The organism is Streptomyces sp. NPDC059851 (assembly GCF_042732005.1).
GTDB lineage: Bacteria > Actinomycetota > Actinomycetes > Streptomycetales > Streptomycetaceae > Streptomyces.
In genome coordinates this window covers 15,904-42,561 of sequence record NZ_JBHWJJ010000023.1, presented here as the reverse complement: position 1 = coordinate 42,561, position 26,658 = coordinate 15,904, and the positions used below count along the sequence as shown (strand labels likewise).

Annotated in this window: 29 protein-coding genes and 5 pseudogenes; 17 read left to right on the top strand and 17 right to left on the bottom strand. The window is 69.5% G+C overall.

Features of this window, described 5'->3' with window-relative positions; genetic code table 11:
• Window positions 1-12: 12 nt before the first annotated feature.
• Window positions 13-807 (top strand): IS5 family transposase, encoded by a 795-nt coding sequence (locus ACFV7Q_RS11090; RefSeq protein ID WP_385426629.1) that lies wholly within the window; start codon window positions 13-15, stop codon window positions 805-807.
• Window positions 808-1,185: 378 nt separating this feature from the next.
• Here ACFV7Q_RS11090 and ACFV7Q_RS11085 read toward each other — a convergent pair whose 3' ends face one another.
• Complete coding sequence (locus ACFV7Q_RS11085) at window positions 1,186-1,617, bottom strand: hypothetical protein (protein WP_385426627.1); 432 nt, start codon at window positions 1,615-1,617, stop codon at window positions 1,186-1,188.
• Window positions 1,618-1,653: 36 nt separating this feature from the next.
• On the opposite strand from ACFV7Q_RS11085, the gene ACFV7Q_RS11080 reads away from it, so the two are divergent.
• Window positions 1,654-1,887 carry a hypothetical protein gene (locus ACFV7Q_RS11080; protein ID WP_385426624.1) on the top strand — a complete coding sequence of 78 codons (234 nt, stop codon included), beginning with the start codon at window positions 1,654-1,656 and terminating at the stop codon, window positions 1,885-1,887.
• A 561-nt stretch (window positions 1,888-2,448) separates the two neighbouring features.
• On the opposite strand, the gene ACFV7Q_RS11075 is transcribed toward ACFV7Q_RS11080, so the two are convergent.
• Window positions 2,449-2,856 carry a carboxypeptidase regulatory-like domain-containing protein gene (locus tag ACFV7Q_RS11075; protein ID WP_385426621.1) on the bottom strand — a complete coding sequence of 136 codons (408 nt, stop codon included), beginning with the start codon at window positions 2,854-2,856 and terminating at the stop codon, window positions 2,449-2,451.
• A gap of 253 nt (window positions 2,857-3,109) precedes the next feature.
• On the opposite strand from ACFV7Q_RS11075, the gene ACFV7Q_RS11070 reads away from it, so the two are divergent.
• From ACFV7Q_RS11070 to ACFV7Q_RS11060, 3 genes are all read left to right on the top strand, one after another.
• The gene (locus tag ACFV7Q_RS11070; protein ID WP_385426618.1) at window positions 3,110-3,796 is read left to right on the top strand and encodes a hypothetical protein; all 687 of its coding nucleotides are present in this window, start codon (window positions 3,110-3,112) and stop codon (window positions 3,794-3,796) included.
• A 335-nt stretch (window positions 3,797-4,131) separates the two neighbouring features.
• Window positions 4,132-4,629 carry a WG repeat-containing protein gene (locus tag ACFV7Q_RS11065; RefSeq protein ID WP_385426723.1) on the top strand — a complete coding sequence of 166 codons (498 nt, stop codon included), beginning with the start codon at window positions 4,132-4,134 and terminating at the stop codon, window positions 4,627-4,629.
• 21 nt (window positions 4,630-4,650) lie between these two features.
• Window positions 4,651-4,920 (top strand): hypothetical protein, encoded by a 270-nt coding sequence (locus ACFV7Q_RS11060; RefSeq protein ID WP_385426733.1) that lies wholly within the window; start codon window positions 4,651-4,653, stop codon window positions 4,918-4,920.
• A gap of 416 nt (window positions 4,921-5,336) precedes the next feature.
• Here the strand turns inward: ACFV7Q_RS11060 and ACFV7Q_RS11055 are convergent, their stop codons facing one another.
• Window positions 5,337-5,711, bottom strand: a complete 375-nt coding sequence (locus ACFV7Q_RS11055) for a DoxX family protein (protein ID WP_385426615.1) — start codon at window positions 5,709-5,711, stop codon at window positions 5,337-5,339.
• Window positions 5,712-5,808: 97 nt separating this feature from the next.
• On the opposite strand from ACFV7Q_RS11055, the gene ACFV7Q_RS11050 reads away from it, so the two are divergent.
• Together ACFV7Q_RS11050 and ACFV7Q_RS11045 are read left to right on the top strand one after the other, a co-directional pair.
• Window positions 5,809-6,459 (top strand): TetR/AcrR family transcriptional regulator, encoded by a 651-nt coding sequence (locus ACFV7Q_RS11050; RefSeq protein ID WP_385426612.1) that lies wholly within the window; start codon window positions 5,809-5,811, stop codon window positions 6,457-6,459.
• Window positions 6,460-6,606: 147 nt separating this feature from the next.
• Window positions 6,607-7,101 carry a DUF6192 family protein gene (locus tag ACFV7Q_RS11045; protein WP_385426610.1) on the top strand — a complete coding sequence of 165 codons (495 nt, stop codon included), beginning with the start codon at window positions 6,607-6,609 and terminating at the stop codon, window positions 7,099-7,101.
• Window positions 7,102-7,131: 30 nt separating this feature from the next.
• On the opposite strand, the gene ACFV7Q_RS11040 is transcribed toward ACFV7Q_RS11045, so the two are convergent.
• Window positions 7,132-7,347 carry a hypothetical protein gene (locus ACFV7Q_RS11040; RefSeq protein ID WP_385426607.1) on the bottom strand — a complete coding sequence of 72 codons (216 nt, stop codon included), beginning with the start codon at window positions 7,345-7,347 and terminating at the stop codon, window positions 7,132-7,134.
• On the opposite strand from ACFV7Q_RS11040, the gene ACFV7Q_RS11035 reads away from it, so the two are divergent.
• Together ACFV7Q_RS11035 and ACFV7Q_RS11030 are read left to right on the top strand one after the other, a co-directional pair.
• On the top strand, window positions 7,348-7,806 hold the full coding sequence (locus tag ACFV7Q_RS11035) for a hypothetical protein (RefSeq protein WP_385426604.1): 459 nt from the start codon (window positions 7,348-7,350) through the stop codon (window positions 7,804-7,806).
• 36 nt (window positions 7,807-7,842) lie between these two features.
• Window positions 7,843-8,380 (top strand): annotated as a pseudogene (locus tag ACFV7Q_RS11030) (DJ-1/PfpI family protein).
• A gap of 54 nt (window positions 8,381-8,434) precedes the next feature.
• Here ACFV7Q_RS11030 and ACFV7Q_RS11025 read toward each other — a convergent pair.
• The 5 genes and pseudogenes from ACFV7Q_RS11025 to ACFV7Q_RS11005 all read right to left on the bottom strand — a co-directional run bounded on the left by ACFV7Q_RS11025 (window position 8,435) and on the right by ACFV7Q_RS11005 (window position 11,207).
• Entirely contained in the window at window positions 8,435-9,253 is an 819-nt protein-coding gene (locus ACFV7Q_RS11025; protein ID WP_385426601.1) for a glutamate ABC transporter substrate-binding protein, read from the bottom strand.
• A 475-nt stretch (window positions 9,254-9,728) separates the two neighbouring features.
• Window positions 9,729-9,911: pseudogene (locus ACFV7Q_RS11020) on the bottom strand (glycosyltransferase family 2 protein); the annotation flags it as partial.
• Window positions 9,912-10,320: 409 nt separating this feature from the next.
• Window positions 10,321-10,752 (bottom strand): NUDIX domain-containing protein, encoded by a 432-nt coding sequence (locus tag ACFV7Q_RS11015; RefSeq protein ID WP_385426598.1) that lies wholly within the window; start codon window positions 10,750-10,752, stop codon window positions 10,321-10,323.
• A gap of 35 nt (window positions 10,753-10,787) precedes the next feature.
• A pseudogene (locus ACFV7Q_RS11010) lies at window positions 10,788-10,892 on the bottom strand (SDR family oxidoreductase); the annotation flags it as partial.
• 108 nt (window positions 10,893-11,000) lie between these two features.
• Window positions 11,001-11,207 (bottom strand): hypothetical protein, encoded by a 207-nt coding sequence (locus tag ACFV7Q_RS11005; protein WP_385426730.1) that lies wholly within the window; start codon window positions 11,205-11,207, stop codon window positions 11,001-11,003.
• Between ACFV7Q_RS11005 and ACFV7Q_RS11000 the strand changes: the two are divergent.
• Window positions 11,146-11,356: pseudogene (locus tag ACFV7Q_RS11000) on the top strand (phosphoribosyltransferase); the annotation flags it as partial. The gene ACFV7Q_RS11005 and the pseudogene ACFV7Q_RS11000 overlap by 62 nt on opposite strands.
• Window positions 11,357-11,431: 75 nt before the next feature.
• On the opposite strand, the gene ACFV7Q_RS10995 reads toward ACFV7Q_RS11000, so the two are convergent.
• Together ACFV7Q_RS10995 and ACFV7Q_RS10990 are read right to left on the bottom strand one after the other, a co-directional pair.
• Complete coding sequence (locus ACFV7Q_RS10995; RefSeq protein WP_385426596.1) at window positions 11,432-11,776, bottom strand: hypothetical protein; 345 nt, start codon at window positions 11,774-11,776, stop codon at window positions 11,432-11,434.
• Between the two features lie 41 nt (window positions 11,777-11,817).
• Window positions 11,818-12,102, bottom strand: a pseudogene (locus tag ACFV7Q_RS10990) (hypothetical protein); the annotation flags it as partial.
• Here ACFV7Q_RS10990 and ACFV7Q_RS10985 point away from each other — a divergent pair.
• Both ACFV7Q_RS10985 and ACFV7Q_RS10980 read left to right on the top strand, forming a co-directional pair.
• Entirely contained in the window at window positions 12,088-12,249 is a 162-nt protein-coding gene (locus ACFV7Q_RS10985; RefSeq protein WP_385426593.1) for a hypothetical protein, read from the top strand. The pseudogene ACFV7Q_RS10990 and the gene ACFV7Q_RS10985 sit on opposite strands and share 15 nt — an antisense overlap.
• A 398-nt stretch (window positions 12,250-12,647) precedes the next feature.
• Complete coding sequence (locus ACFV7Q_RS10980) at window positions 12,648-13,154, top strand: hypothetical protein (RefSeq protein ID WP_385426591.1); 507 nt, start codon at window positions 12,648-12,650, stop codon at window positions 13,152-13,154.
• 49 nt (window positions 13,155-13,203) lie between these two features.
• Here ACFV7Q_RS10980 and ACFV7Q_RS10975 read toward each other — a convergent pair whose 3' ends face one another.
• Entirely contained in the window at window positions 13,204-14,436 is a 1,233-nt protein-coding gene (locus tag ACFV7Q_RS10975; protein WP_385426588.1) for a PP2C family protein-serine/threonine phosphatase, read from the bottom strand.
• A gap of 230 nt (window positions 14,437-14,666) precedes the next feature.
• On the opposite strand from ACFV7Q_RS10975, the gene ACFV7Q_RS10970 reads away from it, so the two are divergent.
• A complete protein-coding gene (locus tag ACFV7Q_RS10970; protein WP_385426586.1) occupies window positions 14,667-16,265 on the top strand; it encodes a SulP family inorganic anion transporter in 1,599 nt (532 codons plus the stop codon).
• 242 nt (window positions 16,266-16,507) lie between these two features.
• A complete protein-coding gene (locus ACFV7Q_RS10965; protein WP_385426583.1) occupies window positions 16,508-17,365 on the top strand; it encodes a formylglycine-generating enzyme family protein in 858 nt (285 codons plus the stop codon).
• A 133-nt stretch (window positions 17,366-17,498) separates the two neighbouring features.
• On the opposite strand, the gene ACFV7Q_RS10960 is transcribed toward ACFV7Q_RS10965, so the two are convergent.
• Complete coding sequence (locus ACFV7Q_RS10960) at window positions 17,499-19,850, bottom strand: arylsulfatase (RefSeq protein ID WP_385426580.1); 2,352 nt, start codon at window positions 19,848-19,850, stop codon at window positions 17,499-17,501.
• A 232-nt stretch (window positions 19,851-20,082) separates the two neighbouring features.
• Here ACFV7Q_RS10960 and ACFV7Q_RS10955 point away from each other — a divergent pair, with 232 nt between their 5' ends.
• The 3 genes from ACFV7Q_RS10955 (at window position 20,083) to ACFV7Q_RS10945 (ending at window position 21,702) form a co-directional block, all read left to right on the top strand.
• Window positions 20,083-20,577: an SRPBCC family protein gene (locus tag ACFV7Q_RS10955; protein ID WP_385426578.1), complete on the top strand. Its 495-nt coding sequence runs from the start codon at window positions 20,083-20,085 to the stop codon at window positions 20,575-20,577.
• A 360-nt stretch (window positions 20,578-20,937) separates the two neighbouring features.
• On the top strand, window positions 20,938-21,291 hold the full coding sequence (locus ACFV7Q_RS10950; protein WP_385426575.1) for an ATP-binding protein: 354 nt from the start codon (window positions 20,938-20,940) through the stop codon (window positions 21,289-21,291).
• Between the two features lie 36 nt (window positions 21,292-21,327).
• A complete protein-coding gene (locus tag ACFV7Q_RS10945; protein WP_385426572.1) occupies window positions 21,328-21,702 on the top strand; it encodes a hypothetical protein in 375 nt (124 codons plus the stop codon).
• Window positions 21,703-22,497: 795 nt separating this feature from the next.
• On the opposite strand, the gene ACFV7Q_RS10940 is transcribed toward ACFV7Q_RS10945, so the two are convergent.
• The 4 genes from ACFV7Q_RS10940 to ACFV7Q_RS10925 all read right to left on the bottom strand — a co-directional run bounded on the left by ACFV7Q_RS10940 (window position 22,498) and on the right by ACFV7Q_RS10925 (window position 26,642).
• Window positions 22,498-22,884 carry a hypothetical protein gene (locus tag ACFV7Q_RS10940; protein ID WP_385426570.1) on the bottom strand — a complete coding sequence of 129 codons (387 nt, stop codon included), beginning with the start codon at window positions 22,882-22,884 and terminating at the stop codon, window positions 22,498-22,500.
• A 455-nt stretch (window positions 22,885-23,339) separates the two neighbouring features.
• Window positions 23,340-23,669 carry a hypothetical protein gene (locus tag ACFV7Q_RS10935; protein WP_385426568.1) on the bottom strand — a complete coding sequence of 110 codons (330 nt, stop codon included), beginning with the start codon at window positions 23,667-23,669 and terminating at the stop codon, window positions 23,340-23,342.
• A gap of 128 nt (window positions 23,670-23,797) precedes the next feature.
• Entirely contained in the window at window positions 23,798-25,192 is a 1,395-nt protein-coding gene (locus tag ACFV7Q_RS10930; protein ID WP_385426565.1) for an NF041680 family putative transposase, read from the bottom strand.
• Window positions 25,193-25,856: 664 nt separating this feature from the next.
• On the bottom strand, window positions 25,857-26,642 hold the full coding sequence (locus ACFV7Q_RS10925; RefSeq protein WP_385426562.1) for an SDR family oxidoreductase: 786 nt from the start codon (window positions 26,640-26,642) through the stop codon (window positions 25,857-25,859).
• Window positions 26,643-26,658 lie beyond the last annotated feature (16 nt).

Genomic DNA, 26,658 nt, shown 5'->3' with positions numbered 1-26,658 from the left:
AGACGGCATACGGTGGCGGACCCGGACCGGCGGCCCCGTGGCGGGACGTGCCCGAAAGGTACGGGCCGTGGGACCGGGTCTACGACCACACTCCGGCGCTGGCAGCGGAACGGCACTTTGGCCCGGATCGTCACTCAGCTCCAGGCCGAGGCGAAACGCGAAGGGTCTGATCACCTGGGACGTGAACGTCGACTCGACGGTTTGCCGGGCTCACCAGCATGCCGCCGGGGCGGCGAAAAGGCGGATCTCCACAACGAGCCGCCCGGCGGGATCTTCGTCGAGCCGGCCGACCACGGACTCGGCCGGTCCCGAGGCGGGCTGACCACCAAGATCCACCTGGCGGTCGAGCAGGGGCAGAAGCCGCTGTCGGTGGTGATCACGCCCGGTCAGTGGGGTGATTCCCCGCAGTTCGAAAGAGTTCCGGAAGCGATCAGGGTGCCGAGGCTGGGCCTGGGGCGGCCGCGCATCAGACCGGACCGTGTGGGGGCTGACAAGGCGTACGACTCTCGCAGGAACCGCTCCTACCTGCGCCGACGAGGCATCAAGGCGACGATCCCAGTCCCTGCGGACCGCCTTCGCAACCGGCAGAAGCTCGGAGCTCGAGGGGGTCGGCCGCCGAAGTTCGACAAGACCGACTACCGCGAGCGCCACGCGGTCGAGTCCGGTATCAACCGCCTCAACCGCCTCAACCGCCACCGGGCGGTACCCACGCGGTACGACAAGCTTGCCGTCCGCTACGGGGCGACCGCGCTGGTCGCAGTGCTCAACGAGCCTTACGGCGTGCCCGGCAGGGTGTGGCCGGGGTAGTGATCGGCTGCGGTGCCCTGTGGTCAAATCGTCGATCTCCCCCGCCGAGATGATGCCGGACTGGCCGAGGACGGCCAGGGTCGGGCACGTCACCTTCGACCACTCGTCCCAGAAGGACCGCTGGGCAATCTCCGCCAGCGACCCGACCATCACGTCCCGGTCGAAGCGCGGCCACCAGCCGCCGTCGCGTGCCACCAGGCCGGCCGCCCAGCCTTCGCCGACCGGACCACCGCCGAGAAACTCGACGGCGGCCTCCCGTGAAGGGAACGGTCTGGGCCAGGCATATAGCCACGTCGGTCGCTGGTGTCGGCTCCGACGCGGATTCCGGTGCGCAGTCGAGCCGGTAGGTCAGACGTCCGGATTTACAGTCCTGTGTACTCATGCTTCGTGGTGCCGTGGATCCGGCCCGCCGGACGCGAGGTCCGTAAGGCCGTCGACGGCCAGGGCGTCGAGCACGGCGTGGCGGGTTTCCCGGCGGCGCAGCAAGTCGATGGGGGAGCAGGCGATCTCGATCTGCTTCCAGGACGCGGCGTCGCGCCGATAGGCGGGCGGCTCCTCACCGGCGGCGCCGCCTCGACGGGTGGGCGGACGGGCCGACGTGACGTGGAGGACGTGGCCGGGCCACGTCCGCGCTTCGCATTCACGTGCGGCCACCAGATGGTGCAGCCAGTCCGTGTGCGGCACGATCAGCTGGTCGACGACTTCGGAGGCTTCGTCGGGGGTCAGGGACATGTCCCACGCGGCCACGTCGGCGGCTTCACGCAGCCGAACGGTCATCTGCGCGACGTACCGGCCGGGGTTCTCCTCCAAGAGCTGATGCAGGTGGGGCCCGTACCAGCCGGCGGCATGGTTTCCCGCGAACGCCGTGAGCGCCTCGCGGCCGCCGTCGCCGTCATCTCGGCACTGACCTGGCTGGGGGTGATGGCCCTGGCCGGCACCATCAGTTCCGATGGCCACAGCCACGACCACGGCTCCACGACGGGCACACCCGCAAAGCCGGACCAGGCTCCCGCTGAGTCGGCCTCTCCGACCACGGCACCCGCCAAGCCGGCACAAGATGGCCATGCCCACAGCCACTGACCCCGACCCGGCCCCCTTGTAGCCGTCAGCGGGCTCAGCGTGGGTCACGCTGAGCCCGCTGAGCTGTGCTCCAGGTGCCAGTGGCGGCCCCTACCCTGCCGGTCATGACACGGCCTGAGTTTCAGTTCGTCAGCCGCTGTTCACGGATGTCCAGCGACTGCGTGGGGAGGGCGCCTACCAGCAGCTGCCGGCGCCGCAGCCGTCGAGCAGCCTGGCAACGGACGACGCGCCCTTGGCCATGTACGCGGCGTCGACGCTTATACGCACCTCGTACAGCGCCGGAGTGGCACACGCCGACGCGCTCCGCGGGCTGGTTGAGGCCGGCGAAGTGGATCCACAGAGCCCGTGGACGCTGATGCGCGGCGCACTGGAGAACTTCGCCACGGCGCTTTGGCTGCCGGGCGGCCACGATCGCACCGAGCGCCGACGCCGTGGGGAACATCTCGGCAAGCGTCTTGGTGGCGTTGTTGGCCCAGTCGCTGTGGTGGACCTGGTTGCCCTTGACGAAGCCGTAGGCACCCGAGCGGTGGACGTAGGCGGCGTCCAGCCACGTGGCGACGCTCAGGCCGGTTCGCGGAAGTGCTTCAGGAGCCTTTGCTGGAGCCCTTGGAGGACCGGGCTGGGTTGTTTGAGCATCGCGAGGCGCCTCACCGCGGTGGCCGCGTACTCCGCGCCCTCGTTCACTGCCGCCGCGACCACGTACCCGTCGAGTGCGTCCATGCTCGACGCCGCGCCGAATTCCTGACCCGTCGGCAGCAGGCAGCGGTCCAGCGGAGCCGAGTCGCTGGTGATCGCGTTCACGACCACCGAAGGCTGCCACTTCTCGGCATTGGTGAGGGAGTGGTGCGTGTCGAACCGGACCGTGACCGTCTCGCCCTCGCCCACTGCCACGACGTACCGGCCCTCTTCGTCGGTGAAGACGTGATCGACCTCCGACAGGTCACTGCGGTAGACACTGACCTTGATCATGAAAATCGGACTGCTGTCAGAAACTGATCGCACCTGTCCGAACACCTCAAGTCTCCTCCCGGTCGGACCGCGGCTGGAGGCCACCCCCGGTCCAGTCTGTGGGCGCCCCGCCTCCGCCGCCAGCGGTGCGCGACCCGTCCTCGCCGCGGTTCCCGGCCGCCCGGGGCGGTGCCGGCAGGCCGCGCGGGGCCGGTCGTCGTATGGTCGGGGCGTCAGGAGCCTGCCGGGGAGCCGACGAAGTGAGGCGGATGCCTTGAGCGTGCTTCAGATCGCACTCCAGGAGGACTTCCAGGGCGAGCACGTCGTGGTCAGCGTGGACGGAACCGTCGTCCTGGACGACCCCTCGGTGCACACCAGACGGCAGATCGGACTGGCCCGCTCCGTTGAGGTTCCGGTACGGGACGGCCAGGTCACGGTGGACGTCTCGATCCTGGGAGGGCCACGCGAGAGCGTGGCAATCGACACCACCGTGACCAGGGCGGTCCTGGTCGACCTCGGTGCCGACGGCGCCCTCGCCGTCCGCGCCCGCGGAGACCTCCCCGGCTACGTGTGCCCCGGTCGTCCGGCGACGGGGACGCCCCACGGCCGGTCTCGGTCGGCGAGGCACGCCCGGAGAGGGGCGGCCGGACTGCCCGACCGGCCGGCCCGAACGGACGCGGTCGAATTGCGACGCGGGGCCGCCGGACTTCCACTCGAAGGGTCCGGCTTCCAACGGCAGGGGTGTGCGCTCGGCGGCGCAACCGCTGCCTCCTGGGAGTTCGAGACCCTGCTGGGCCTGGGGCCGGACCGGCTCGACGCCATGGCCAAGCACGGGCACCCCACCCGCGAGTACGTCGTCTTCGGCACCGAGTGGTGGCTCTACGTCTGCAACCGACTCGCTGAAGACCCCCAACGACTCCTGCACGCCGTCCTCGACGCCGCCACCCCCACGCGGCACTGACACCGCGTACACCAGAAGCCGGCCGCAGCACCACAGCGGCCGACGACGGAAGCCGACCGCGGCTCCCCCTCCGAGCCAGCGCGGCGCGGCGGCCCTCCGCCGCCCCCGCACGCATGTCGGCGTGCGGCCGCCGCCGGATACGGTGGCCCGCACCCACCGTGTGAGAAGAGGACTTCCGTACCCGCCGTCCCGCCCGCCCTCCTGGCCGTTCCTATCGAAGCCAGGGAGCCCTTCGGCCGCCGCCTGGCACTCGTCGACGGCGCGGGACGGCTCGTGCGCCGCCACCCCCGGACCTCTCCGCTGTCGGCCCGTTCCACCAAGGCGGCCACGGCCGGCTGATCGCCCCCGCTGCGGACGCCCAGGGGCGGTGGGGCTCCCTGGACCACTTCGGCCAGTGGCTGGCCCCACCCAGCCTCGAATACGCCGGGGCCTTCGACGATGCCAGACTCTCACCCTTCAAGCACGCCGGCCTGTGGGGATACGCAGACGCCTCCGGCAACCACCGGGTTCCCGCCCGGTTCACCCAGGCCGCCCCGTGCCACCACGGGCTCGCCATGGTGCGCACCGACCAAGGCGCCGCCTACGCCGACACCACCGGCACGATCGTCATCGCTGGCCCCTTCGCGGCCGCCGGGCCCTTCGGCCCGGTGGGCTTGGGCAGCGTACGGCTGCAGAGCACAGGACTGTGCGGCTACGTGGACCGGCACGGCCGCCTCGCCGTCCCCGCACGCTTCGACGGAACCCACCCCTGCGGCGCCCGGTACGGGTGGGGGGACCTGTGGGGCCTGGTGGACACCGCCGGCCACTCTTCGTGGACTCCTCCGGCCGCATAGTCGTGGCCCACGAGCGGGGAGATGAACACACAATGGCGCAGCGGGCTGCTCAAAGCAGGCGACGGATACCTGCGCGGCCACCTCGATCCGACCGGCGCATGGGCGATCATCCCCCAGTACTCCTGGACCGACTGCTTCGACGCAGCAGGAGCCGCGGTCGCCCGCCACCACGCCACGTCGTCCTGGAAGTACTGCGCGCCGACGGCTCCTTCCTCCCAACACCCCACCCCGAAACGGTCACCGACGAGGAAGGCTGGGTCATCGGTGCCGCGCACGGTGTCGCTCCCTTGACGACGTGAACGTCCAGGTCGTCAAGAGCATCGTGACCCACTCGACCAGGGCGTGCGGGAGGCCGAGTGCGGCAGGATATGGAGCCAACAGGGCTTCTGTGCCGATGGGTTGAGACTTCGAACACCTCCCTCAACGGCACGGGAGCCATGTGCGTTGCGAACCCCTCCCTCACCCCGGCCCCGTCACCCGATCAGTGGCCACGCTGAAAACGCTCAATAGAAGTTTCCCACGAGACCGTTTCCGCCCTCCGCACACGCGAACGTGCCTGAACAGCACTCCTCCCAGCCGGTGGATGCTCCGAAGAGCACCAGCTGCGACCACCGATCGAGGGCCACTGGCCGCTCGCGCAGCCACAAACCCATCGGCTCCACCACGCCCGGATCCGCGATCGCTGGGCCCCACAGGCTACCGAAGGATCATCGCCAGGAGAGGGAGCGAAGTGCTCTCCAGGCGGTCAACAGAGCCACCGCGAACACGGTGATGTTGCCGATGCTGTGGGGATATTCACCTCGGGTGACATGCACGACCGCGCCGCCGGCCATGACGCAGGCAAGGCCCGCCGCGGCGGCCGGGGTGAGTACCGGGGCGATGTTCGTGGCGCGGGGAAGGATCAGCCCCACCGCACCAAGTACCTCCAGTACTCCGATCGCTTTGATCGTCTCGGGACGGAAGTCCACGACCCACGGCATGAGCGGGACCATGTCATCCGGGGACATGACCAGCTTCATCCCGCCGGCGGCGGTGAACAGTACGGCGAGGAGGGCCTGGGCGACCCACAGGACGATGGGCACGGCACACTCATTCCATAAGTGAAGGGGACCCTGCGGTTTGGTGTGAGGCCCAAGCTACCAGAACCGCAGGAGTACCTTCACTTGTAGGATTCAGGCCATGGGATCCGAGCAGAGCCGAAGGCTGCGCAGGGACGCCGAAGACAACCGGCAACGCCTCATGGCGGCTGCCCGCACGGTGTTCGCCGAGCGCGGGCTGAGTGCGCCCCTGGAGGACGTCGCGCGAAAGGCGGAGGTCAACATCGCCACGCTCTACCGGCGTTTCCCCGAGCGGGAAGCCCTGATCGAAGCGGTGCTGGCCGACCGCATGACCGATCTGGCCCGCCTCGCCGAGGAGGCGATGCACACCCCCGACCCCTGGGAAGGCTTCAAGGGCTTCGTCGAGCGCATCTGCGCCATGCAGGCCGCCGACCTCGCCGTCACCGAAGCCTTCACCACCTGCTTCCCCGACTCACCGGCGATGGAAGAACCACGTTCCCGCGCCATAGAAGCTCTTGACGCCCTGATCCGGCGCGCGCAGCAGCAGCACCGCCTGCGCCCCGAGATCACCAGCAGCGACGTCATCCTGTTCCTGATGGCCAACACCGGCGTGCTGTCCTCCACCCGCCACGCCGCCCCCGGCGCCTGGCAGCGCCTGGTCTCCCTGCTGCTCGACTCCTGCCGCCCCGACGGGCCCACGTCGCCGCTGCCGCCCGTTCCCGGCCCCGAGGAACTTCACGACGCGATGCTCGCAGCACGCCCGCGTCGCTGATCGAAGACCGTTACGCCCCGGCCGGGCGGTCCCGTGCTGCGCGCGCAGGCCCTGCTTGCCGCCTGTGGGGGCGTCCGGCCGGGGCCGGAGGCCAGCGGCCCTCGGCCGGGCCTGACTGTCTATTCTCCGGCCGGCCTTCAGCAGGCGGTGTCCTTCACCGGTTACCGGGTCCTGGGCAGCATTCCTGACGAGGAAGAGCGGTTCGCCGCGATCAAGAAACCGCCTGCGGGGAAGAGCCGGTGGACGGTCGACGAGGCCCACCGGCTGGTTGGGCGCCAGGTCGAGCACCCGGAGACGCCGCAGGAGAAGATCACCGGGATCCGCTCCCTGGCCCGGGACGAGGAAGTGGCCGCCGCGGTGACCTCGGACTTTTTGAAGCGGCCCACGGTCCCGACAGGGGTGCCCGAGAGCGAGAAGGTCCGGGTGGTGGAGGAGTTCACCCGCGATGAGGCGGTGGCGAGCACAGCGGTCACCGGCCTGCTGCGGCAGCCGGACGTCGCCTCGAGGACGCGCGGCAGATGGACGTGCAGGTGCTCGATGACGACCTCGCGGCCGCGGCCGCGGAGTTCGCGGCCGAGGAGTTCGGTGAGTCCGGATGCCCTTTTCCGGACTAGGAAGCCGCCGCTGTACCTGGGCCTCTAGGCTCGCCCGCCGTATGCCGTCAACGGCCCGTCAGCCTCGGCGGCGGTTCTGCTCGCTGCGGGCCGACCGTCGGCGGCGCCAGGACGTCCACACCACACCGAACACGGCCACGGCACCACCGGCGATGATGTCGGACGGCAGGTTTGCCAGCAGGCCGTCAAGAATGAGGCCGAGCGACTGATCGGCGGGTGCTCCTAGAACGACGAGTGGTTGAGTGTCGGAGACCCCAAGGTGCACGTGCACCACATGACGTCCATGGACGAGGGCGGGCTGCTGCACCTGCTGGACCTGCACCGGCGCGCAGAGCTGATGGGCCTGTGCGTCCTGGTGGTGGGCTGGCAGCCCCAGCCCCAGCAACTCATGGCCGGCGTCGCCGGCATTCCCTGGCCCGGAACCGCCACCGCCACCGCCACCGGGGAACGGTTCGCGCTGGCGGGCTTTCGCCGCCTCATCGAGCAGCGGGCCCAGCGCGCACGGGACCTCTCCGACTTCACGGCCGGATGGCTGCCACAACCCTGGAGGGCCCCGCCCAGGACACCCTCGTCACCCCGCGCCGCCACACACCGCCACGCCCTGGGGGGCCTTGCTCCTACCACCGGAGTGCACAGCCCCATTTCCTCCCCGTCCCAGGTCACGACGGCCGCTGCAAGTGTGCGAGTCACGGCCGAAGCCGGACACCGGCCCATGCTGAGCCCGGGGAAGTAGGGGGACGGCTTCCCCGGCCGGCGTCGCGCGGAGTCGCTGGAGGTGCTCTACTCGTACCAGCGCCTGCGCGAGGAGGGGTACGAGGTGCACGTCGCGGCTCCCGCGGTGAAGCGGCTGCGGTTCGTGGTGCACGACTTCGAGGAGGGCTTCGACACCTGCAGGGAGAAGCCCGGCTACACCTGGCCCGCCGACGTGGCGTTCGCCGACGTGGCGTTCGCAGACGTGGACCCGCAGGAGTGCGCGGCCGTGGTCGTTCCGGGCGGCAGGGCCCCCGAGTACCTGCGCAACGACCCCGAGGTGCAGCGGATCCTGGCCGCCTTCCCCGCCTCCGACAAGCCGGTCGCCCAGATCTGCCACGGTCCGCTGATCACCGCCGCGGCGGCGAAGCTGGACGGCCGGCGGGTGACCGCGTACCCCGGCCCTGGAGCCGGACATGAAGGCGGTGGGGGCGGCCTTCGAGGACTCCGAGGCCGTGGTCGACGGCACCCTCGTCTCGGCCCGGGCCCGGCCCGACCACCCGGCCTGGATGCGGGAGTTCCTCAAGGTGCTGGCCGACAAGGCGCCGCTGACCTGACCCGGGCGCGGCAAGGGGGTTTCCGGTTCTCCCTTGCCGCCGCCCCGGGCGCCGTCAGCTGCCCGCGGAGGTGACGTGCGGGGCGGGCTCGTGCTTGAAGTTGGACTGGCCGAAGTTCTTCTTCACGGCCGCGTCCCAGGAGCCGTCCTGGACCATCTTCTTGAGGGCGGCATTGATCTTGGCGTGCAGATCCTTGTTGCCCTTCTTGATCCCGATGCCGTAGCTCTCGTTGCTCAGGCTCAGCCCGACGAGCCGGAACTTGCCCGCGTTGCCCTTCTGGGCGGCGTACCCGGCCAGGATCGCGTTGTCCGTGGTCATGGCGTCGACCACGCCGTCCTGGAGGGCGATCACGCACTCCGAGTAGCCGTCGAGCTCCAGCACGCTGGCCTTCGGCGCCAGGTTCTGCTTGACGTTCTGCGCCGAGGTGGAGCCGGCGGTGGAGCAGAGCGTCTTGTTGTTGAGGTCCTCGGCCTTGGTGATTGTGGCGTCGTTGGCGCGGACGAGCAGGTCCTGGTGGGCCGTGAAGTACGGGCCCGCGAAGTCGACCTTCTCCCGGCGCTTGTCGTTGATCGAGTAGGTCGCGGCGACGAACTTGACCTCGTTGTACTGGAGCAGCAGCTCGCGTTCGGAGCTGTCGACCTTCTTGAACTCGATCTGCTCAGGCTTGTAGCCGAGCTCCTTGGCGATGTACCTGGAGACGTCCACGTCGAAGCCGGAGAAGGTGCCCCCCGCCTCGCGCAGGCCGACACCGGGCTGGTCAAAGGATATGCCGATGGAGAGGGTCCCCTTGGGTCCTTCGTCGCCGCCGCAGCCGGTGGCGGTCAGGGCGAGGCCGATCACAGCGGCCATCGCACCAGCCTTGGGGACCTTCATGTTGCAACTCTTTCCTCGGGGACGCGGGACGCGGAGCGGGATCGCCGGTGCGCGTGGAACCGCGGGAACGTAGAAGCGTCAAGACGCGTGTAAGAGGAAGCTAAGAAGGCTGCCGCCGCCGTGTCACTGGATCTGGGCGAAACTTGAGGTAACGATCCGGCTCGACCGGCGTTTCTGCGGCGATTATGGCTTCGAACGGGATGAAAGGGGACGTCCACGATGACCGGTACGGGTCGATGGAAAGGCACTGTTCCTTGGTGAAGGGGTATAGATCCGTTTTATCCGGACGTTGCGGCTGCCGGAGTCCGGCACCCACGCCCTGCCCCCGGGCCTGGGGGAGTTCCCGCTGCGCGCCGGGTCGAGGACTACCCGGACACCGTGCCGCCCGAGTGGCTGGCCAAGGGCGAGGTACGGCGGCGGCCGGGCCCTCTCCGCGCGAGCGGAGGTGTCCCGGCCGCTGAGCGGGACCGACTCAACCCAGGTTCTCCGGCAGCTCCACGCCGTCCACGCCGTCCCGCAGGAGTGGGAGTTTCACGCCCTGGCCGAGGACCACGACGGTTGCCGGATCGCCTTCCTGCGCGGCCACCGAGGCCAGCAGGGCCGCCAGTTCTGCGGGCCGGTCGCCCATGGTCAGGACCACAACCCCGATCTTCGGCATTGCGCTGTCTGTTCCTCTCACGCCTTGTTCCTCAGCAGTTCGGTGCGCGCTGGTACAGGCTTGCCGCGCCGGCCACACCGCGCTTGCGGTACCGGGCCGCCGCTGCCCGGCCACCGATCGCCCCAGGTTGGCCATGGTTAGCCCGTGCTTGAGCTGGTATGTGCCCGGTGTGCGGCCTGTCAGGGCCCGCCGGTAGTGCCGTTCGGCCGCCGTGTGGTCTTTCATCGCGGTCAAGGTCTTGCCCATGTGTGAGGGGACCGTGGCCGCTACGGGCCCCGAGGCGGCGGCGTAGGCGGGCGACCGACCACTGCCTTTGTGCCTCCTGCGTAGTGAGCGGAGGGTGGGGTGGATTTTCCTCCGCTGTCGAGGAGCTCCGTCGCGCTATAGCTGGGTCGGCAGTGGCCGTCCTCTAGCGGGCGAGCAGGTCTCCGTGTTCGATGGCGTCGCGCAGGACGGTGGAGATCTCTTCAGGGAGCAGGTTCAGGTTGGTGATGGCCTCGGTGGTGAGGGGGATCTCTTCGAGGATGTACTCGCCACGGTCGTCCCGCGCGAACTCGGGGCCGGTGCGATTGGCGAAGTTCCAGGTGCGGACGCGGGCGAGGTAGAAGAGCTCCTTCTCTCCCTTGGCGTTCTCCATTTCGTGGAGCAGGCGGATGATTTCGGCGTCGCCGGCGATCTCTTCGCGGACTTCGCGCAGGAGGGCGTCCTCCCGGGTGGCGTCGGTCTCCTCTACGCCTCCGCCAACGATCACCCAGTAGGGGTCGGAGCCGGGACGGACGCGCTTCATGAGGAGCGTGGTGTCTTTCGGGGTGATCAGGACGGCGCGGACGCGCTGCTTCATGGGGTTCCTTTTCCGTGAGGAGCTTCGAGACGCGGTCAGTGGAGCTGCCAGCCGCCGTCGATGTGCAACGACTGGCCGGTGATGAACGATGCGGACGGGCTGGCAAGGAAGGCGATGGCGGCTGCTACGTCTTCGGGCTGGCGCGGCGTGGGACCTCGACGCCCGCCCAGGCCACCTCAGCTACTCCGGCTTCCGCCCCTCGCCAGGCCTGGGCCGTCCTGGTCTGGTGACGCATTCGACCGCCGGGTTCACGCCTCGATCACGCTGTGGCCCATCGTGAAGATCGGGCGGCTGTGCCGGCTCAGCTCGGCCGCCGAGTTCCCGTACGGGAGCGAGCGGTACGGGTCGCGGGACCAGGACCAGCGCGGCCCGTCGGCATCACGCTGCTCCTTCCTGAGCATCGCCCGCAGCGGCGGCGTCTTCGTCGCCGGCGGGGTGGACGCCCTCGACTGCAAGAACATCCACCTCGTGAACGTGGAATTCTACACCGGTGTTGGCACCACGCTGGAGATGCCGGTCATGCTGGCGCCGGTGCCGGACGCGATCGACTTTTCCGACAGTCCTGATCGCCGACGACGTCGCCGACACCGGCAAGACCCTCCGTGCTGCAGTTGCAGCAAGCACGGCGATGAGAGCCACCGCCCCTATCGGCGAAGTCTTCCGACAGGGGCAGGCGTGATCACCTTGATGCGTTGCCGCGGTCGTCTTCATTGGCCTGTGCGGCGTTGGGACCGAGCTGTCGAGCGCCGTGCCGGATCAGCCTTCGGCAGACCGTCACCGCGGTCTCTTCGGGCCCGAACCCGGTGTGGATCGCGTCGATCAGTACGCGGCCGTCAGGGGAGAATGCGGCGGCGCGGACGGTGATTTGCCCGTCGTCGCCGACGGTGGCGTAGCCGGCCAGCGGGGCGTTGCAGAAGCCGCCCAGCTGGCGCAGGACGGTGCGTTCGGCGGTGGCCTGCCGTTGCGCGACGGGGTCGTTGAGGCTGGCCGCGATCTCCAGGGGGCCTCGTCGTCCTTGCGGCACTGGAGGACGATGGCGGCGGCTCCCAGTGGCGGGCAGATCAGGTGCGGGGAGATGCGCTGGCTGATGCCGTGGGCCAGGCCGAGCCGATCCATCCCGGAGGTGCCGAGGATCAGGCCGTCGAGCCTCCCGGCGTCCAGTGCCGCCAGCCTCTCGTCCGCCGGTCCCCGCAGGGCCACCACCTCCAGGTCCGGCCGCAGTCGGCGTAGGTATGCTCGCCGCCGGATTGCAGCGGTGCCGATGCGGGCGCCTGAGGGAAGGGTGTCCAGGGCCCCGCCCGCTCTCGCCTCTCTGCGCGCCGAGGTTGTGCTGCTGTGCGCGACGTCCACCGCGGAACCCTCACCCACAAGCCCGCGCCGCAGCGCCGCCTACCGCTGATCGTCCTCGACCACAAGAAGGACGGGATCGAGCCGCGGACCCTGCCCTACCGTGAGCGCCGCGCCTGCCTGGAGGCCTGTTCGCCGACCATGCCCTGACGGCTCCGTGGAACCTGTGCCCCGTGACCACCCATCCGGCCAAGGCCCATAGGGGCACCCCTGATGCTGCTGGCCGATCCCGGCACGCCTCCGTCCGCTCCCTGGAGCGGTACGCCGCCCCGGCGTCGACGCGGCCGTCCGGCACGTCGCTGGGCGTGACCCCGCTGCACGGCGCCGGCGCTGAAGCGGGTACCTCGGCGGGCGGAACGTCGTTGAGGTGGGACCGCACCCATCGCCCTTGATGCAGAGCGAAGCGGCCAAGTCGCGCCCGAACCAGTGAAAGTGTGGTGTGCGCCCTCGTCGGCGGGGACATACACCATATGACCGAGGAAGCACCCTCTGCCCCGGATCCGGGACAGCGACGCAGTATGCGGGAAATCGACTCCACCCTTCGGGCCATGGCCACCGCGGCCGTGGGGGGAACGCTTGTCATCTGGTGGCCTGCCTTCACGCTGGGTGCGTACAACGCCGTCTTCTTCACCAATGTGCTGGCCCTTTGGGCAGTGGCCACCGCAGTACTGCTGTCGGGCGTGGTGCTCCGGAACAGGGGCGCGCTGCCTTGGGGCGGCTGGATCGCGTTGTTGCTTCCTTCGGTCTGGATTCTCCTGGCCATCGTGACACCGAAGGCCCATGGGTTTCCGTACCTTCATTACATCGAAGCACTGCTCACCCTCGTGGGCGCCCCGATGCTGACTTGGCTGCTCTCGAGGATCCTTGTGCCTGACTATGCCGCACTCCCCGTGTTCCAACGCCTGGTAGCGGTTGCCGCCACGCTCGCCGTTGGAGTCCTGGCTTTCCTACTCGGCAAGTTCAATTACTTGTTTCTCACGTGCGCTGACTTTGACGTGAGTGGAAATAATTCCCCTGCTCACTGTGCCCACGGGGGACCTTTCCACCGCCGCTGAAAGGAGCGTCGCCGACAACTCGAGGAAGCGGTGAGCCGGACATGTGGGTTCACATACGGATGACCACCAAGGCGGTGTCATCAGTGGCCCCGCTGGGCGGGAGCAAATCCGTGAGCAGGCCGGTGGCCAGGACTTCGGGGTCTGTTCCGCGGTAGCTGGCGAGACCGTGGGCGAGGCGGGCCAGGCTGGTGTCGATGTCCTCGTGGCGGCGCTCGACAAGACCGTCGGTGTAGAGGGCGAGCGTGGCCCCTTCGGTGAAGCCTGTGCTCGCCTGGGGGTGGGGGGTCTGGTCCGGGAGGGCGCCGAGCGGGGGGTCGGTGGCCTGGTCGAGGAACTCGACCGAGCCGTCGGGGTGCACGAGCGCGGGCGGGGGGTGACCGGCGCTGCTGTAGGTGATGGTGCGGGCGTTGAAGTCGATGAAAGTGCTGACCACGGTGGTGGATTCCGCGCCGTCGACGGAGCGCGCGTACAGTCCGAGCACGTCCAGGGCAGCCGCCGGACCGTCGGCGACACGGGTGGCGGCGCTGAGGGCGCTGCGGAGCTGTCCCATCACGCAGGCGGCGGGCAGGCCGTGGCCTACGACATCGCCGACGGCCACGGCGACGCGGTCGCCGGGCAGCTCGACGAGGTCGTACCAGTCGCCGCACACATTCAGGGCGTTGGTGGCCGGCCGGTAGCGTACGGCGGTTTGAAGACGGGTGAGCGGTCGAGGCTCGGGCAGCATGGCCTTCTGCAGGGTCAGGGCCACCTCGCGCTCCTGGGCATGGGCCTGACGCAGACGCTCGTTGACCTCCTGGAGCTCCCGGGCACGGGTGTAGAGCTCGGCTTCGAGTGCCAGCGTGCGCTCGGTTGCGTGCTGGCCGCGTCCGCGGGCGTGGATGAGTTCCGTGACCTCCTCCACGCGGTGCACGACCAGCGCAACGTGCCCGTCGGGTCCGAGAACAGGGGCGAGGACCGGGCTCCAGTACCGTGCCCGCCATTCGCCCGGCCGCTCGGGGTCCGCGAGGTCGTAGCGCTGCAGTGCCATGGAGTCCGGCTCTCTGGTGGACAGCACGCGCTGCAGCGACGACTTGAGGTCACGCGCTGGGGTCGTGTCCGGGTCATGCGGGTTGACGGGAAAGACTTCGAACGCATGGCGCCCGATGATCTGCTCCGAAGCGAGCCCCGAGCGGCGGACGTAGGCATCGTTGGCGTCGACGTACATCAGATCGGGGGTGAGAAGCGCCACCGCGCCGGGCAGGGCCCTGAAGACGGCCGCGTAGTCGATCTGAGATGTGACCATGGTGGGTACCCGCCTGCGCGCTGCCCTTGGGGGATCTTGCAGCTCACGATAGGCGCGGGCTGGTGCTGCAGTGGTGACCGACGCCCTGACACGCAGTGTCGCACCGCAGGCGATGCATCCGAGCTGCAGACAATGGCTCGGTGACGGCGCGTCGGGTATCTGTGAAGGACATGGTTCCGCTGCTCGGGCAGCTGCGGCACTATTCGGCGCGACGGGGGTGCGGCGATGTCGTGGCCGGGTTCGCGATCGCGGTGACGCTGGTGCCGCAGGGCCTGGGCTACGGGCAGGTGGCGGGCCTGGACCCGGTCTCCGGTCTGTACACCGCGGTGGGGGCCATGGTCGTCTTCGCCCTGGTGACCTCCACACGCCTGGTGGCCGTCGGCCCGTCGTCGACCATGGCGATCATGACGTTCGCAGCGGTGAGCGGCCGGGACGGCGGCGACGCCCATCGTGCGGCGGCGCTGGCGGCGTGCCTGGCGCTGATGACGGGGGTCCTGCTACTGCTCCCCGGGCGTTTGCGGGGCCTGGCCACTTTCATGTCGGGGCCGGTGGTGCTCGGATACCTGGCCGGGACGGCCGTGCAGGTCATGGCCAGCCAGGCGGGCACGCTGCTGGGCGTGCCGACCCAGAGCGACCGTCCGATGGTGAAGCTGTGGGAGGTGCTCACCCAGCTGGACCAGATGCAGGTCGTGACGGCAGTCGTGGGCGTGTCCTCTCTGGTCGCGCTCGTCGTGCTCCAGAAGGTCCTCCACGCCGTCCCTTCCCTGCGCGCGGTGCCCGCCACGCCCGTGGTGTGCGTGCTGGCGATCATCGTGTCGGCCGCAGCGGATCTGGCCGCCCATGGTGTGGCGATGACCGGCGCCATCTCCGGCGGTCTGCCGGCACCGGCCTGGCCGGACGTGACCGCGGGGGACGTGTGGGACCTGCTGCCGACCGCGGCCGGCATGGCCATGATCGCCTCGATCGAGGGGGTGGCGGCCCTGCGCCGGACAGCGGCCTTCAAGGGACAGGTCTCCTTGGCCCGGGAGTCGGTCGCCGCGGGCGCGGCCGGCGCGGGCGCGGGCTTCCTCGGCGGCTTCGCGCCGATGGCGAGTACCCAGCGGAGCCTGTCCGCCCGGGGGGCGGGAGCCCACTCGCAGCTGTTCCAACTGGCAGGCGCGGGCTTCGTGGTGGTCGGCCTGCTCACCACCGGCCCGGTGATCGAACTGCTGCCGAAGACGGTGCTGGCCGCGGTCGTCATCGTGTCCGCTTCACACCTGATCGACGTCACAGGATTCAAGGAACTGTGGCACGGCTGGCGTACCGAGGCCCTGCTCGCAGCCGCCACCATGGTCGCTGTGCTGGGTCTCGGCGTGCTGCACGGGTTGTTGGTCGCCGTCATCCTCGCGCTGCTGCAGCTGCTCCGCCGCGTCGCCTGGCCCCACGACGCCGTGCTCGCCGTCACCGATGACGGGACGCCCCACGCAGTGGCCCCCGGCGAGTCCGCCGACACGGACGCCCTGATCTACCGCGTGGACGCCCCGCTGTTCTTCGCCAACGCGGGCCGCATCCACCACAGGATCCTGACCCTGGCGGCGGCCCGATCGCCGTACCCCCGGTACGTGGTCCTGGACGCCGAGGCCGTGTTCCACGTGGACGCCTCCGCGGCGGAAGTCCTGGCCCAGCTCGCCGTCGACCTGCGGGCGCGCGACTGCGAGCTGGTTCTCGCGCGCCCGAGCGAACAGGTCCTGGCCATCCTGCGCGCCAACCCCTACCAGGACGGCGCCACCCGGGCCCTGCGCGCGTTCCCCACCGTGCGGGAGGCGTACGCCGCCCTGCGTACCCGCTGACCACCGCCGCTGCGCCCGGGGTGAGGCGGCCGTGTCGTCGCCTGCCCGCGGTCACTCGCTGCCCCAGAATCGCGTGCAGCGATCCCGTTCCCTGTGGAGGCTGGACCATGTCCGATGGCGAGGTGCGTTCCGGCTGCTGCGGCCCTGCACATCCGTCCCCTGCGGCGGCGGCAGCGGTGGCCGAGCCGGCGCCTCACGTCACGCGTGCATCCGCCGCAGGCACCGGTCCCGGCCGGGAGGGCATGGTACGGCTGGGAGCGGCGGTCTTCCTGATGGGTTCCCAGGACCGGTGGTCGGTCCCGGGCGACGGAGAGGGGCCGGTCCACGAGGTGTCGCTCGATCCGTACTGGATCGACCGCTGCGCGGTCTCCAACGCCGACTTCGGTGCTTTCGTGGCCGCGACCGGGTACGTGACGGAGGCCCAACGGTACGGCTGGTCGTTCGTCTTCGCCGGACTGCTGCCGCCCGACTTCCCCCACACCCGCGCTGTTGCCGCGGCTCCCTGGTGGCGTCAGGTCCACGGTGCCTGCTGGCGGCATCCGGAAGGCCCCGGCTCCGACCTCGCCGGCCGCGCGGACCATCCGGTGGTGCACGTCTCATGGAAGGACGCATCCACCTACGCGGCATGGGCGGGCAAGCGGCTGCCGACCGAGGCGGAGTGGGAGTACGCCGCCCGCGGCGGCCTGGAACAGGCGGCCTTCCCGTGGGGCGATGACCTGGAGCCGAACGGCGAGCGCCGGATGAACGTGTGGCAGGGCCGCTTCCCCGACCACCACACCCGCCCGGACGGCTGGTACGGAACGGCCCCGGTGACCGCGTACCCGCCCGGTGGCCACGGCCTCTACAACGTGTGCGGCAACGTCTGGGAGTGGTGTGCCGACTGGTACGCGCCGAACTCCTACGCATGCAGCCCCCGCGAGAACCCCGCGGGCCCCGCGTTCGGAACGGCCCGGGTGATCCGTGGCGGCTCGTACCTGTGCCATGCCTCCTACTGCCGCCGCTACCGGGTGGCCGCCCGCAGCTCCAGCACCCCCGACAGCAGCACCGGCCACCAGGGCTTCCGCTGCGCCGCGGATGCCGTCCCTGCCGACGTGCGGTGACGGAGGGCGGTACCGGCCGCCGGCCCGGCAGCTGCCACACGGCCGCCCGGGTGGGCGTGACCGCCGACCGGGCGCGCCACCCGGCCCGAGGACACGGGCCCGGTGGCGCGACAGCCGGCTTCGGAGTGCGGTGTCAGTCGCGGTGGAACATGCCGATGAGCTCCTTCTCCACATCGGCGAAGGCTTCTCCGGAGACGTCCACCACCACCTGCCGGATCGTGCCGCCGAGGAAGGCGAAAGGAGTTTCGTAGTCGCTGGAGACCGGCTGGCTGCTGTCCTTGCCGACCGCGAAGCCCTCCCCGACCAGGGAGAAGTTCCCCGGCTGGGTCTTGATGTCGGCCTGAGCGACCTGGCGGTCGCCCACGTGCAGAGCGACGCTCCCATGCGTACTGCCCTGCTCGTCACGCTCGCGCGCCCGGAACACCACCGAGAAGGTGAGGTCGCCGGTGCCGACCCGCTCCGGTGAGCTGACCTTCTGCTCCATCCGCCCGAGCCAGTTGTAGACGTAGTGCAGGCGCCCGTCCATCAGGTACAGGCTGTGGCCGCCGAAACGCCCGCCGTGCGAGAAGAGCACGCCACGGGCCTCCGGCGTGTCCAGCTGCGTCTCGGCCACGATCGTGTAGGACCGGCCGCGGATGTTCACCGCCACCGCCTCGGGCACCTCCGCACAGCCCGGGTAATAGACGTACCGGTCGCGGGGCTTGGAGAGCTGTGGCCGGGGCGTGGCCAGGATCTCCACCGGGCTGCGGTCGTCCAGCGGCAAGCCGTTGTACTTGGCGGCCTCTGCCGCCCACAGGCGCTTGAGCTCTTCGAGCTTCTCCGGGTGCTCGGCGGCCAGGTCCCGGTTCTCGGAACGGTCCTCGCGCAGGTTGTACAGCTCCCAGACGTCCTGTTCGAAGTGGCTCCAGTTGGAGGGTGCCGGGGGGTGCGCGGTGGCGGCGTGCCACCCGTCGTGCCAGATCCCGCGCGTGCCGAGCATGGTGTAGAACTGCGTCTGCCGCGCTTCAGGGGCCTCGACGTCCTCGATCACCTTGCGGAAGCTGGCGCCCTCGATCGGATTCTGCGCCACGCCGCCCACCACGTCCGGCGGCTGGATGCCGAGCAGGTCGTAGACGGTCGGCACGATGTCGATGGCGTGCACGTACTGGTGCCGGACCTCGCCCTTCTGCTTGATGCCCTTGGGCCAGGCGATGATCATCGGGTCGGCGATGCCGCCCTCGTACGACACCCAGCGCTTCCAGTACTTGAACGGGGCGTTGAAGGCCCACGCCCAGCCGGTCGGGTAGTGGTTGTAGGTCTTCGGGCTGCCCAGGTCGTCGAGGTGGCGCAGGTTCTCGGCGATGTCGTCGGGTACGCCGTTGAAGAAGTTGTTCTCGTTCATCGAGCCGTTCGGGCCGCCCTCGGCGCTGGCGCCGTTGTCCGAGACCGCGACGATGATGGTGTTCTCCAGCTGCCCGGACTCCTCCAGGTAGTCCAGCAGGCGCCCGATCTGCGCGTCGGTGTAGGAGACGAAGCCGGCGAAGACCTCCGCCATGCGGGCGAACAGGCGCTTCTCGTCCGCGCTCAGCGAGTCCCACGGGCGGACGAAGTCCGTGCCCGGCCACGGCTGCCCCTGGGGCCCGGTGGCCTCCGGCTCGCCGTGCGGATTGATCGGGGTGAGCTCCGTGCCCTCGGGCAGGACGCCCAGCTCGATCTGGCGCTGCAGCGTCATGCGGCGGTAGGCCTCGTAGCCGTCGTCGAACTTCCCCGCGTACTGGTCCGCCCACTCCTTGAAGATGTGGTGCGGCGCATGGCCCGCCCCGGGGCAGAAGTACGTGAACCAGGGCTTCTCAGGCGCGATCACCTTGGCGTCGCGAATGAACTGGATCGTCCGGTCCACCAGGTCCTTCGACAGGTGGTACCCCTGCTCGGGGGTGGACGGCGGCTCGACCGGGTGGTTGTCGTAGACCAGGTCGGGGTAGTACTGGTCGGCCTCACCGCCCAGGAAACCGTAGAACCGTTCGAAACCGCGGCCCAGCGGCCAGTGTCGCTTCGAGGACGCCATGTTGGCCTCGTCGGACGGGACCAGGTGCCACTTGCCCAGCGCGTACGTGTTCCAGCCCTGTTTGACCAGCACCTCCGCCAGGCTCGCGTTCTCGAACGGGATGCGCCCGTTGGAAGCCGGGAAGCCGCTCGTCATCTCGGCGACACAGGCCATGCCGTTGCTGGTCGCGTTCCGCCCGGTCAGCAGACACGAACGCGTCGGCGAGCACAGCGCGGTGGTGTGGAAGTTGGTGAACTTCACCCCCATCTCGGCCAGCCGCCGCATCGCCGGGACCTCCACCAGCCCGCCGAAGACGTCGAACGTGCCGAAGCCGACGTCGTCCCACACCACATACAGCACGTTCGGCGCACCATCGGGGGCCTGCGGCTGCTTGTAGGGCTCCCAGTCCGGCACCGACTGCCGGATGTCCTCTTGGATCACGCCCTTGTACGGAATACCCATCCTTCGGTCCCCTCAGCACTTCACTTCACAGCAGCGGCCTCTGCTGAAGGGAACGTCCCCCGGCCGCGACGGCAGATAGACCGGGACGGACATCAGGTCATCCGATCAGCCGCACCAGTGCTGAGAGCTGCCCGGCACCGGGCGAGGATGACTACGGCGCACACGCCCCGCCGAACGGCCCCGGTCCCGCCCGGGGGCCGGCCGAGCCGCCACGGGAAGGGTCCGAGACACCGTGAAGCACGAGCTGCGTCCCGTATACCTCGGATTCACCGAGCGCGCCCCCTTCCGGCGCACCTGCACCCGAGAACTGAATGCCCCAGCCGACGCAGTCTTCGACCAGCTTGCCGGACACCCGGAGAACTGGCCCCGCTGGTTCGCCCCGGCCAACGACGTCCACTACGAGGGTCCGCCCCCGTACGGCGTGGGCACCATGCGCTTCTTCCGCCTGTACCGCCTCATCCGGGCCCGCGAGCAGGTCATCGCCTGGGACCCCGGCGAACGCTTCGCCTACCGCGTCCACGAAACCAACGCGCCCGGCGTCACGGCCATGACTGAGCAGTGGGACCTGGCCCGCTCCGCGGACACGAGGACCACCGTCACGTGGACGCTGGCCGTGGACGCCAAACCGCCCGTCGACCGGTTGCTACGGGCGGGCCGCCGCCACATCGACAAGCTCTTCCGCGAGGGGACGCAGCGACTGGAAGACCTGTGCCGACAGCCCCGCTGATAGCCCCGGCCAGCGGCGCCCCTGTGTCGAGCCACCTCAGGCGCCGAGCGGGGCGCCACGGACGACGCGCTGCCGCGCCGAGCCGAAGTGGGCGAACAGGCTGAGCGTCGAGGACCGGCGCGGCCTGACCGAGCTGTTCTGGTCGAACATTAACCCGTACGGTACTTTCCGGCTCGACATGGACAAGCGGCTCGACCTCGCGCTGACCGCAGAGTTGCCCCGTCCCCGCACCCCGGTGCAGCCCGCCCCGACGGACTTCTCGCCGGGCGATCAGCCGGTCTGCGTGGCGATTGGGTGATGCGAGTCCCAGGGCCGTGATCAATCCGGATTCGGCACGTTCCTGAGTGTGCAGGCGTCCCCGTGAGCGTGCTGCCCGACCTCGCCGGCGGCCACGCGGACCGCACCTGGGAGAAACGGATCCGCGAACTCGTCCGCCCCGACGTCCTCATCCTCGACGACTTCGCCATGCGACAGCTGTCCGCGGCCCAGGCCGATGACCTCTACGAACTCGTCTCCGAGCGGCAGGGACGCTCGCTGATCATCACCAGCAACCGGGCACCCAGCGACTGGTATCCCCTCTTCCCCAACCCCGTCGTCGCCGAGTCCCTCCTGGACCGGCTCATCAACACCAGCCATCAGGTGATCATGAACGGCCCCAGCTACCGCCCCAACAAGCGACCCAGGACTCCTGCTGCCAAACCGTCGACCAGCTAGGCCAGGCCGCTCGCGGCATATGAGAAGGTCATCCGCATGGCCGAGTCCTGGATCTTCAGCGATGGCACCGTCCCAGCGTCGCCCGCAGCGGCGCTGGCGGTGCTTCGGGAGCGAATCGACGCCGGGCAGCTGGAGACATGGCTGACCAGTTCGCATGGTCGCTCTCTGGCCGTCATCACGAACGCCAAGCGCGCGATGGTGATGCTGCTCGATGACGAGGACGATCCCGGCGAGCACGCTGTCACACCGGAAGCCGCTGGCCGGAGCAAGGGCTTCATCCTGGCCAACGGCCAGCACGACGAGTACCTCGACGAGGACACAGTGCCGCTACCCGACGCACTGCGGATCGTCGACCACATCCTCACGGCAGGCACCCCACCGGGCGACACAACGTGGTCGGTCGACAGATAGAAGACGCCAGCACCTGGGGAATTACGCACTCGTCCACACGATGTGCTGTGCGGCGGCTCTCCTCCGCTCGCGCGGATAAGACGACCACACCCACGTGATCCTGCCCGGCACTGCCGGGACACCTCCGCTCGCGCGGAGAAGACGCCTAAAGCGGCCTGTTGCCCGACAACTGGGACGTCGGCGGGCGGGTATGTGTCTGGCGTGGGGGATTGCGACGTGGGACCCGCGGCCGCTACTTGCGGTGGCGCACGGGCTTCCGGTTCGGCCGGACGTGCTGATGGTCGGGCCGGGCTGGCCGTGATTGGGCCTGTGCTCGATGCCGCTGAGCACCTTGCTTCCGAAACGGGTGCTGGTTTGCGGGCAATCCCTCAGATCCGGTCTGGTCGAAGGTCGATGCCAGGGTGTTTCTTGAAGCCGGTCAGCAGGCGTCGCGCGTGCAGGCTGTTCTCGCTGCAGCGTTTGCCCTGCCCGCCGCTTCCCGGATCGCTGTGGGAACTTCACAGGTCCGCTCGTATTTGCCGGATCTGGGGTATGGGCGGGCCTGGGAGGATGTCTACAAGGTGAAGCCGTCGCGGCTGACGTGCGGGGGGCTGCGGGTGGTTGAGCAGGGACAGGCGGGCGATGTCCTCGCTCCGGATCTGCGAACGTCCCGTACGCCTCGGCCTGCGAAACTCCACCGGCACGGGCCTCCGGCGCCGGAGGTGACCTACCAGGGCCTGTGCCCCGGCTGCGCCCGCTCCTGAACGGGGCGGGTCGACTACCCTGGCCGCGGTTGTCGGGTGGGGCGACGGGGCGTTACCTCACGCGGTAACCATCGTGAGGGACCGACCGCTCGTTGAAATCGGTGAAGTCCTCGATCCACTGCTCGACTTCGTCGGGCGCATCGTCGAAGAACGACATGAGATCGGAGATTACGTCCTTGCTCGCCGCCAGGCGCAAGCGTGATGCGATGAAGCCCGCCTCCTCGCCGCTGACGTGCCAGTTCGAATTCGACAGGAACTTCTCCATGTCCACTGTCCGCCCGGTGGGTTCCAGTCCCGGCGTACGCAACACCTGCTCCAAACCCTGTCCGGCTGCGGCACCGGCCTCCCGCATGGCTTCCCGGACGAATCCCATCTGCCAGTTGTTCAAGGAGAACGTGTCGCCAGGGGCCGGCCGCTCGAACGTAAACGCATATCCCATGGGCGTAGCGTAATCGTTCACGTCCTTGTCATGGTCGAGTCAGGGCACCTGAAAGAGTGTTGTTCACGGCAAAGGTGTTCGGCTGTCAAGGGTGGCAGTCCGGGGCATGGCCGCCGGGACGCCAGAATCGCGGCTCTGAGCACCTTGCGAAGCTCCGCCGCGTACGCGCTCCAGGCCGAGCCTCCCGACGACGGCCGGGCAGCGAAGACGAGTTTCCGTGGCCGCCGCTACCTTGCACCCTGGGTCAGGGATAGGAGACCAGGGCCAACTCAGCGGTCCGATGTGACCTGTCAGCGTTCCGCCGACAACACGCGTACACCCTGCCAGTCGTGTCCATCACTGCTTAGATGGGAGTTCTGACGGGAGGTCATGCACAGGGCCAAGCCTGCGACCGGGACACATCGGCGGGCTTGGGCGGTGGGTTTGCGCGGTGGGGTGCGCCCACCGACGACACGCTAGCCCCTGTCCGGCCGCACCGACGCGGAGCGACCGCACGACGCCCCGGCCACCGCGCGGCAGCAGCTGCTCCCCCTCAGCCCTGGCCGGAGTGCGGTCTCCTCGCGTAGCCGCGGTGCTGACGGCGGGAGTACGGCGGCCAGCCCGACTCCACCGCGGCGGACGGCGGCCGGGTCCCGGGCCACCCGCCCTGCTTCACCGCCGCGCACGAAGGTCTCCTGCCCGAAGTCCTCGTGGCAGTCGAGAAAGAGGCCGTCGCGGGTGAACTGCCAGCAGAAGTTGTCGCCGGTGAGGTCGGTCGCGGCCAGGACGTAGCGCGGTAAGGGCATGGGGTTCCCCCTCGGTTCGGCCGGGCCGGGGTGGCGTCGGCGTCCGATGAACACCTAGCTTGATCTTTAACCTGTGCGGCGGGGCGTGGGTTGGTCGACTTCTTGTTCCGGGACGTCGTGGTGCCGGTCTAGCGGGGTGTGTGGACGTCGTGGCGTGGGGTGAGCCGGGTGTTCTTTCGCCCGGGAGGTCGTCCGGGTCCGGGGTGGGTGGGTTTCGGCGCTCTGGCCGGGCAGGCGGTCTTGGGACGGATGTGCCGAAAGTCGCGGCGGACACGTGTGGGGGTGAGCCTGTCCGGCGAAACGGGCCTCTCCCAAGGACGATGCCGGTCGGCTGCCAGCGGCCGGGCCAGTCTCAGCTGGGTGTAGGCGGCGAGGATGAGCCAGGTCCAGCGGTCCGCCGCCTCGGGAGTGCGGATCTTCGGACAGGTCCAGCCGAGAGTCTGCTTGAACAGGCGGAAGGTGTGCTCGATGTCGAAACGCCGCAGGTATGCCTGCCACAGACGGTTCGTGTCCGCTGCGGTGGCGTCGGTGCCTGACCACCACAGCCAGACCGGCTTCGGGGTGGCTCCGCTGGGCAGGTGGCCGATGTCCAGGCGGATCACGGTCCCCTCGGTGATCGGGAGCGTGGCGTCGGCCGCGGCCCAGGACGAGCGGTGGGTGAGCTTGGGGTGGAGCCGGTCCCAGGACCGTACGGTGGCGGTGTCGTAGAGGCGTGTGTCGGTGACGGTGGCGGTGTCTGGGGTGCCCCAGGTGTCGGGCTGCCCGAAGACGAACTCCCCGCCATGCCGGGGAGGCCGGCCCATGGTGCGGGGCTGCCGGGGCGGCACGGGCCTGCGCAGGACACGGTCCGAGCGCATGCGGGCCAGGACCTGGACCGGCAGGTCCCGCAGGAGGTGGGCCAGCCGGGGTGCGTCGTATCCGGCGTCCGCGATGACGAGGACGTCCGGATCGCCTTCCTGCCACTGACCTGCGGCGATCAGCCGCTCGACCAGGTCGCGCAGCTGCCGGGCGGTGACGGTCGCGGTGTCGTCCCCAGGCGCCAGACGCAACGCGTCCAGCGGCGCGGTCCACGAGCTGCGGCCGGGTTCCAGCGCGCAGACGATCGAGTAGGGCCAGCCGGGAACGGGGATGTGCTGGTCCTTGCCCCGGCCGTGGGTGTGACACAGGATCCTCTGCGGTGAGGTGTGGGCGTCCGGCCGCAGCCAGCAGGTGACGTCGACGGCCAGGACCAGTCGGCCGTCCGCCGAGCGGGGCAGCGGCACCGAGGCCAGGACTCGTCGCATCCTGTCCGCGTCGACCCGGCCCTGGGCGAGGGCGGCGTAGAGCCCTCCGTGACCACGGCGGTGCTCGCCCACCAGTGACAGCTCGGCCAGCGACCTCACCGGCCCGTCCCCGCACAAAACCGCGTCAGCCAGCTCGAACAGAGCGTCCGAACGGGCGGTGAGACAGGAGTAGAACTCGCCCCGGAAGCGTGACAGTTCGGTCAGCGGCTCTTGCCGGGCATCGTGATGCTGCAGGCTCATCCTCACGGCCTTCGTGCTGGACGTGTGTGTTCCTTGGTCGGAGCACATGTGCAGACGAAGGCCGCTTCCGTGTACGGCGGATACCAAACCGAGTGATCAAGTACGACGCACCGTTCGAGGAGCGGCTTCTACCGGCGGCGTAGAGATCCGGGCCCGCAACGAGTGGACCAGTCGCCGACCGGCGACAGCCGTTCTCCACTGGCCCGCACGACGACAAGCCTGCCGCCTTCGAAAACGACTCGATCACCGGCAGCCAGGAAGAGCGGGCTCGCCAGCTCGAAGGCATATCCGTCGTCAGTCTCGAGGTCCTTCACCAGTACCAACCGCGAGGTCGGCGTGGCTCCGTCAGCTACCAGGCGCATGCCGAAATGGTCCCACGCAGCCTTGAGGCCGCCTCGCCCCTATCCGACAGCTGAGCAACGGCCAGACGTTACAGATCAAGCTAGTACTTCAGTGTGACTTCGCGATCTACGCGCTGGAGGGGGCGGAGAGCCGCTGCCGGTAGTGGCTGCCACGTGCCGAGGCTTGGTGGCTTCTGCGCCAGTTCGACCAGTGCAGGAGGGGCGTTCAGGCTGTGATCGGCGGGCTGAACAGTGCGCCGATCAGGCGGCGGATCTCCGGGACGGTCAGGTCGACCTCCGTTGGCTGTTATGTGGCGCCTATGTCACACCAGTGCCGCGCCGCCGTCTATCGCGAGCGTGGTGCCGGTGACGTAGGCGTTGGACAAGACGAAGAGATAGGCCGCCGCGGCTTCCTCGGCAGTGCCGACACGCCGCGTGAGCAGCTCGGACCCGGCGCCCTGGAGGAAAGCCTCCGGGTCCGGGACACTGCCGTCCCACAGCTCGGTGCTGATCACACCGGGCTGGATCACGTTGACGCGCACAGGGGCGAGTTCGACGGCGAGTGCCCGGGACAGGGCCTCGATCCCGCCGGTGATACCTGCTGTGAGCGCGGTTCCGGACAGTGGGCGGATCGCGAGGACGCCGGAGCTGAAAGTGATCGAGCCGCCGTCGCGCAGTCGCGGTGCAGCGTATTTTGCGGAGAGGAACGCGCCCCAGAACCGGCGCTCGAAGACGGCCCTGGCCTCCTGCGGGGTGGTGTCGACCAAGGGCTTGATCAGCAGAGATTCGCCCGCGGTGTAGACGAGGTGGTCGAACTCCCCGACCTGCTCGAAGAACGCGGCGATGGCGTTGCCGTCGGCGACGTCCAGGCGGCGGCCTTCGGCCGGCTCGCCCAACCGCTTCGTCGCGGCGTCCACGCGGTCCTGATTGCTAGAGGCGACCACGACGTCCGCGCCAGCCGCCGCGGCCTGTTGGGCTACCGCAAAGCCGATGCCGGAGGTTCCACCGATGATCACGATCTTCTTGCCAGCCAGGGACATGGGATCCATTCCTTCGTCGATGCAGTGCCGGGGTTCGGCAACCGCCATGGCAAGAACGTACGCCTCCACATCGAGACGGTGAATG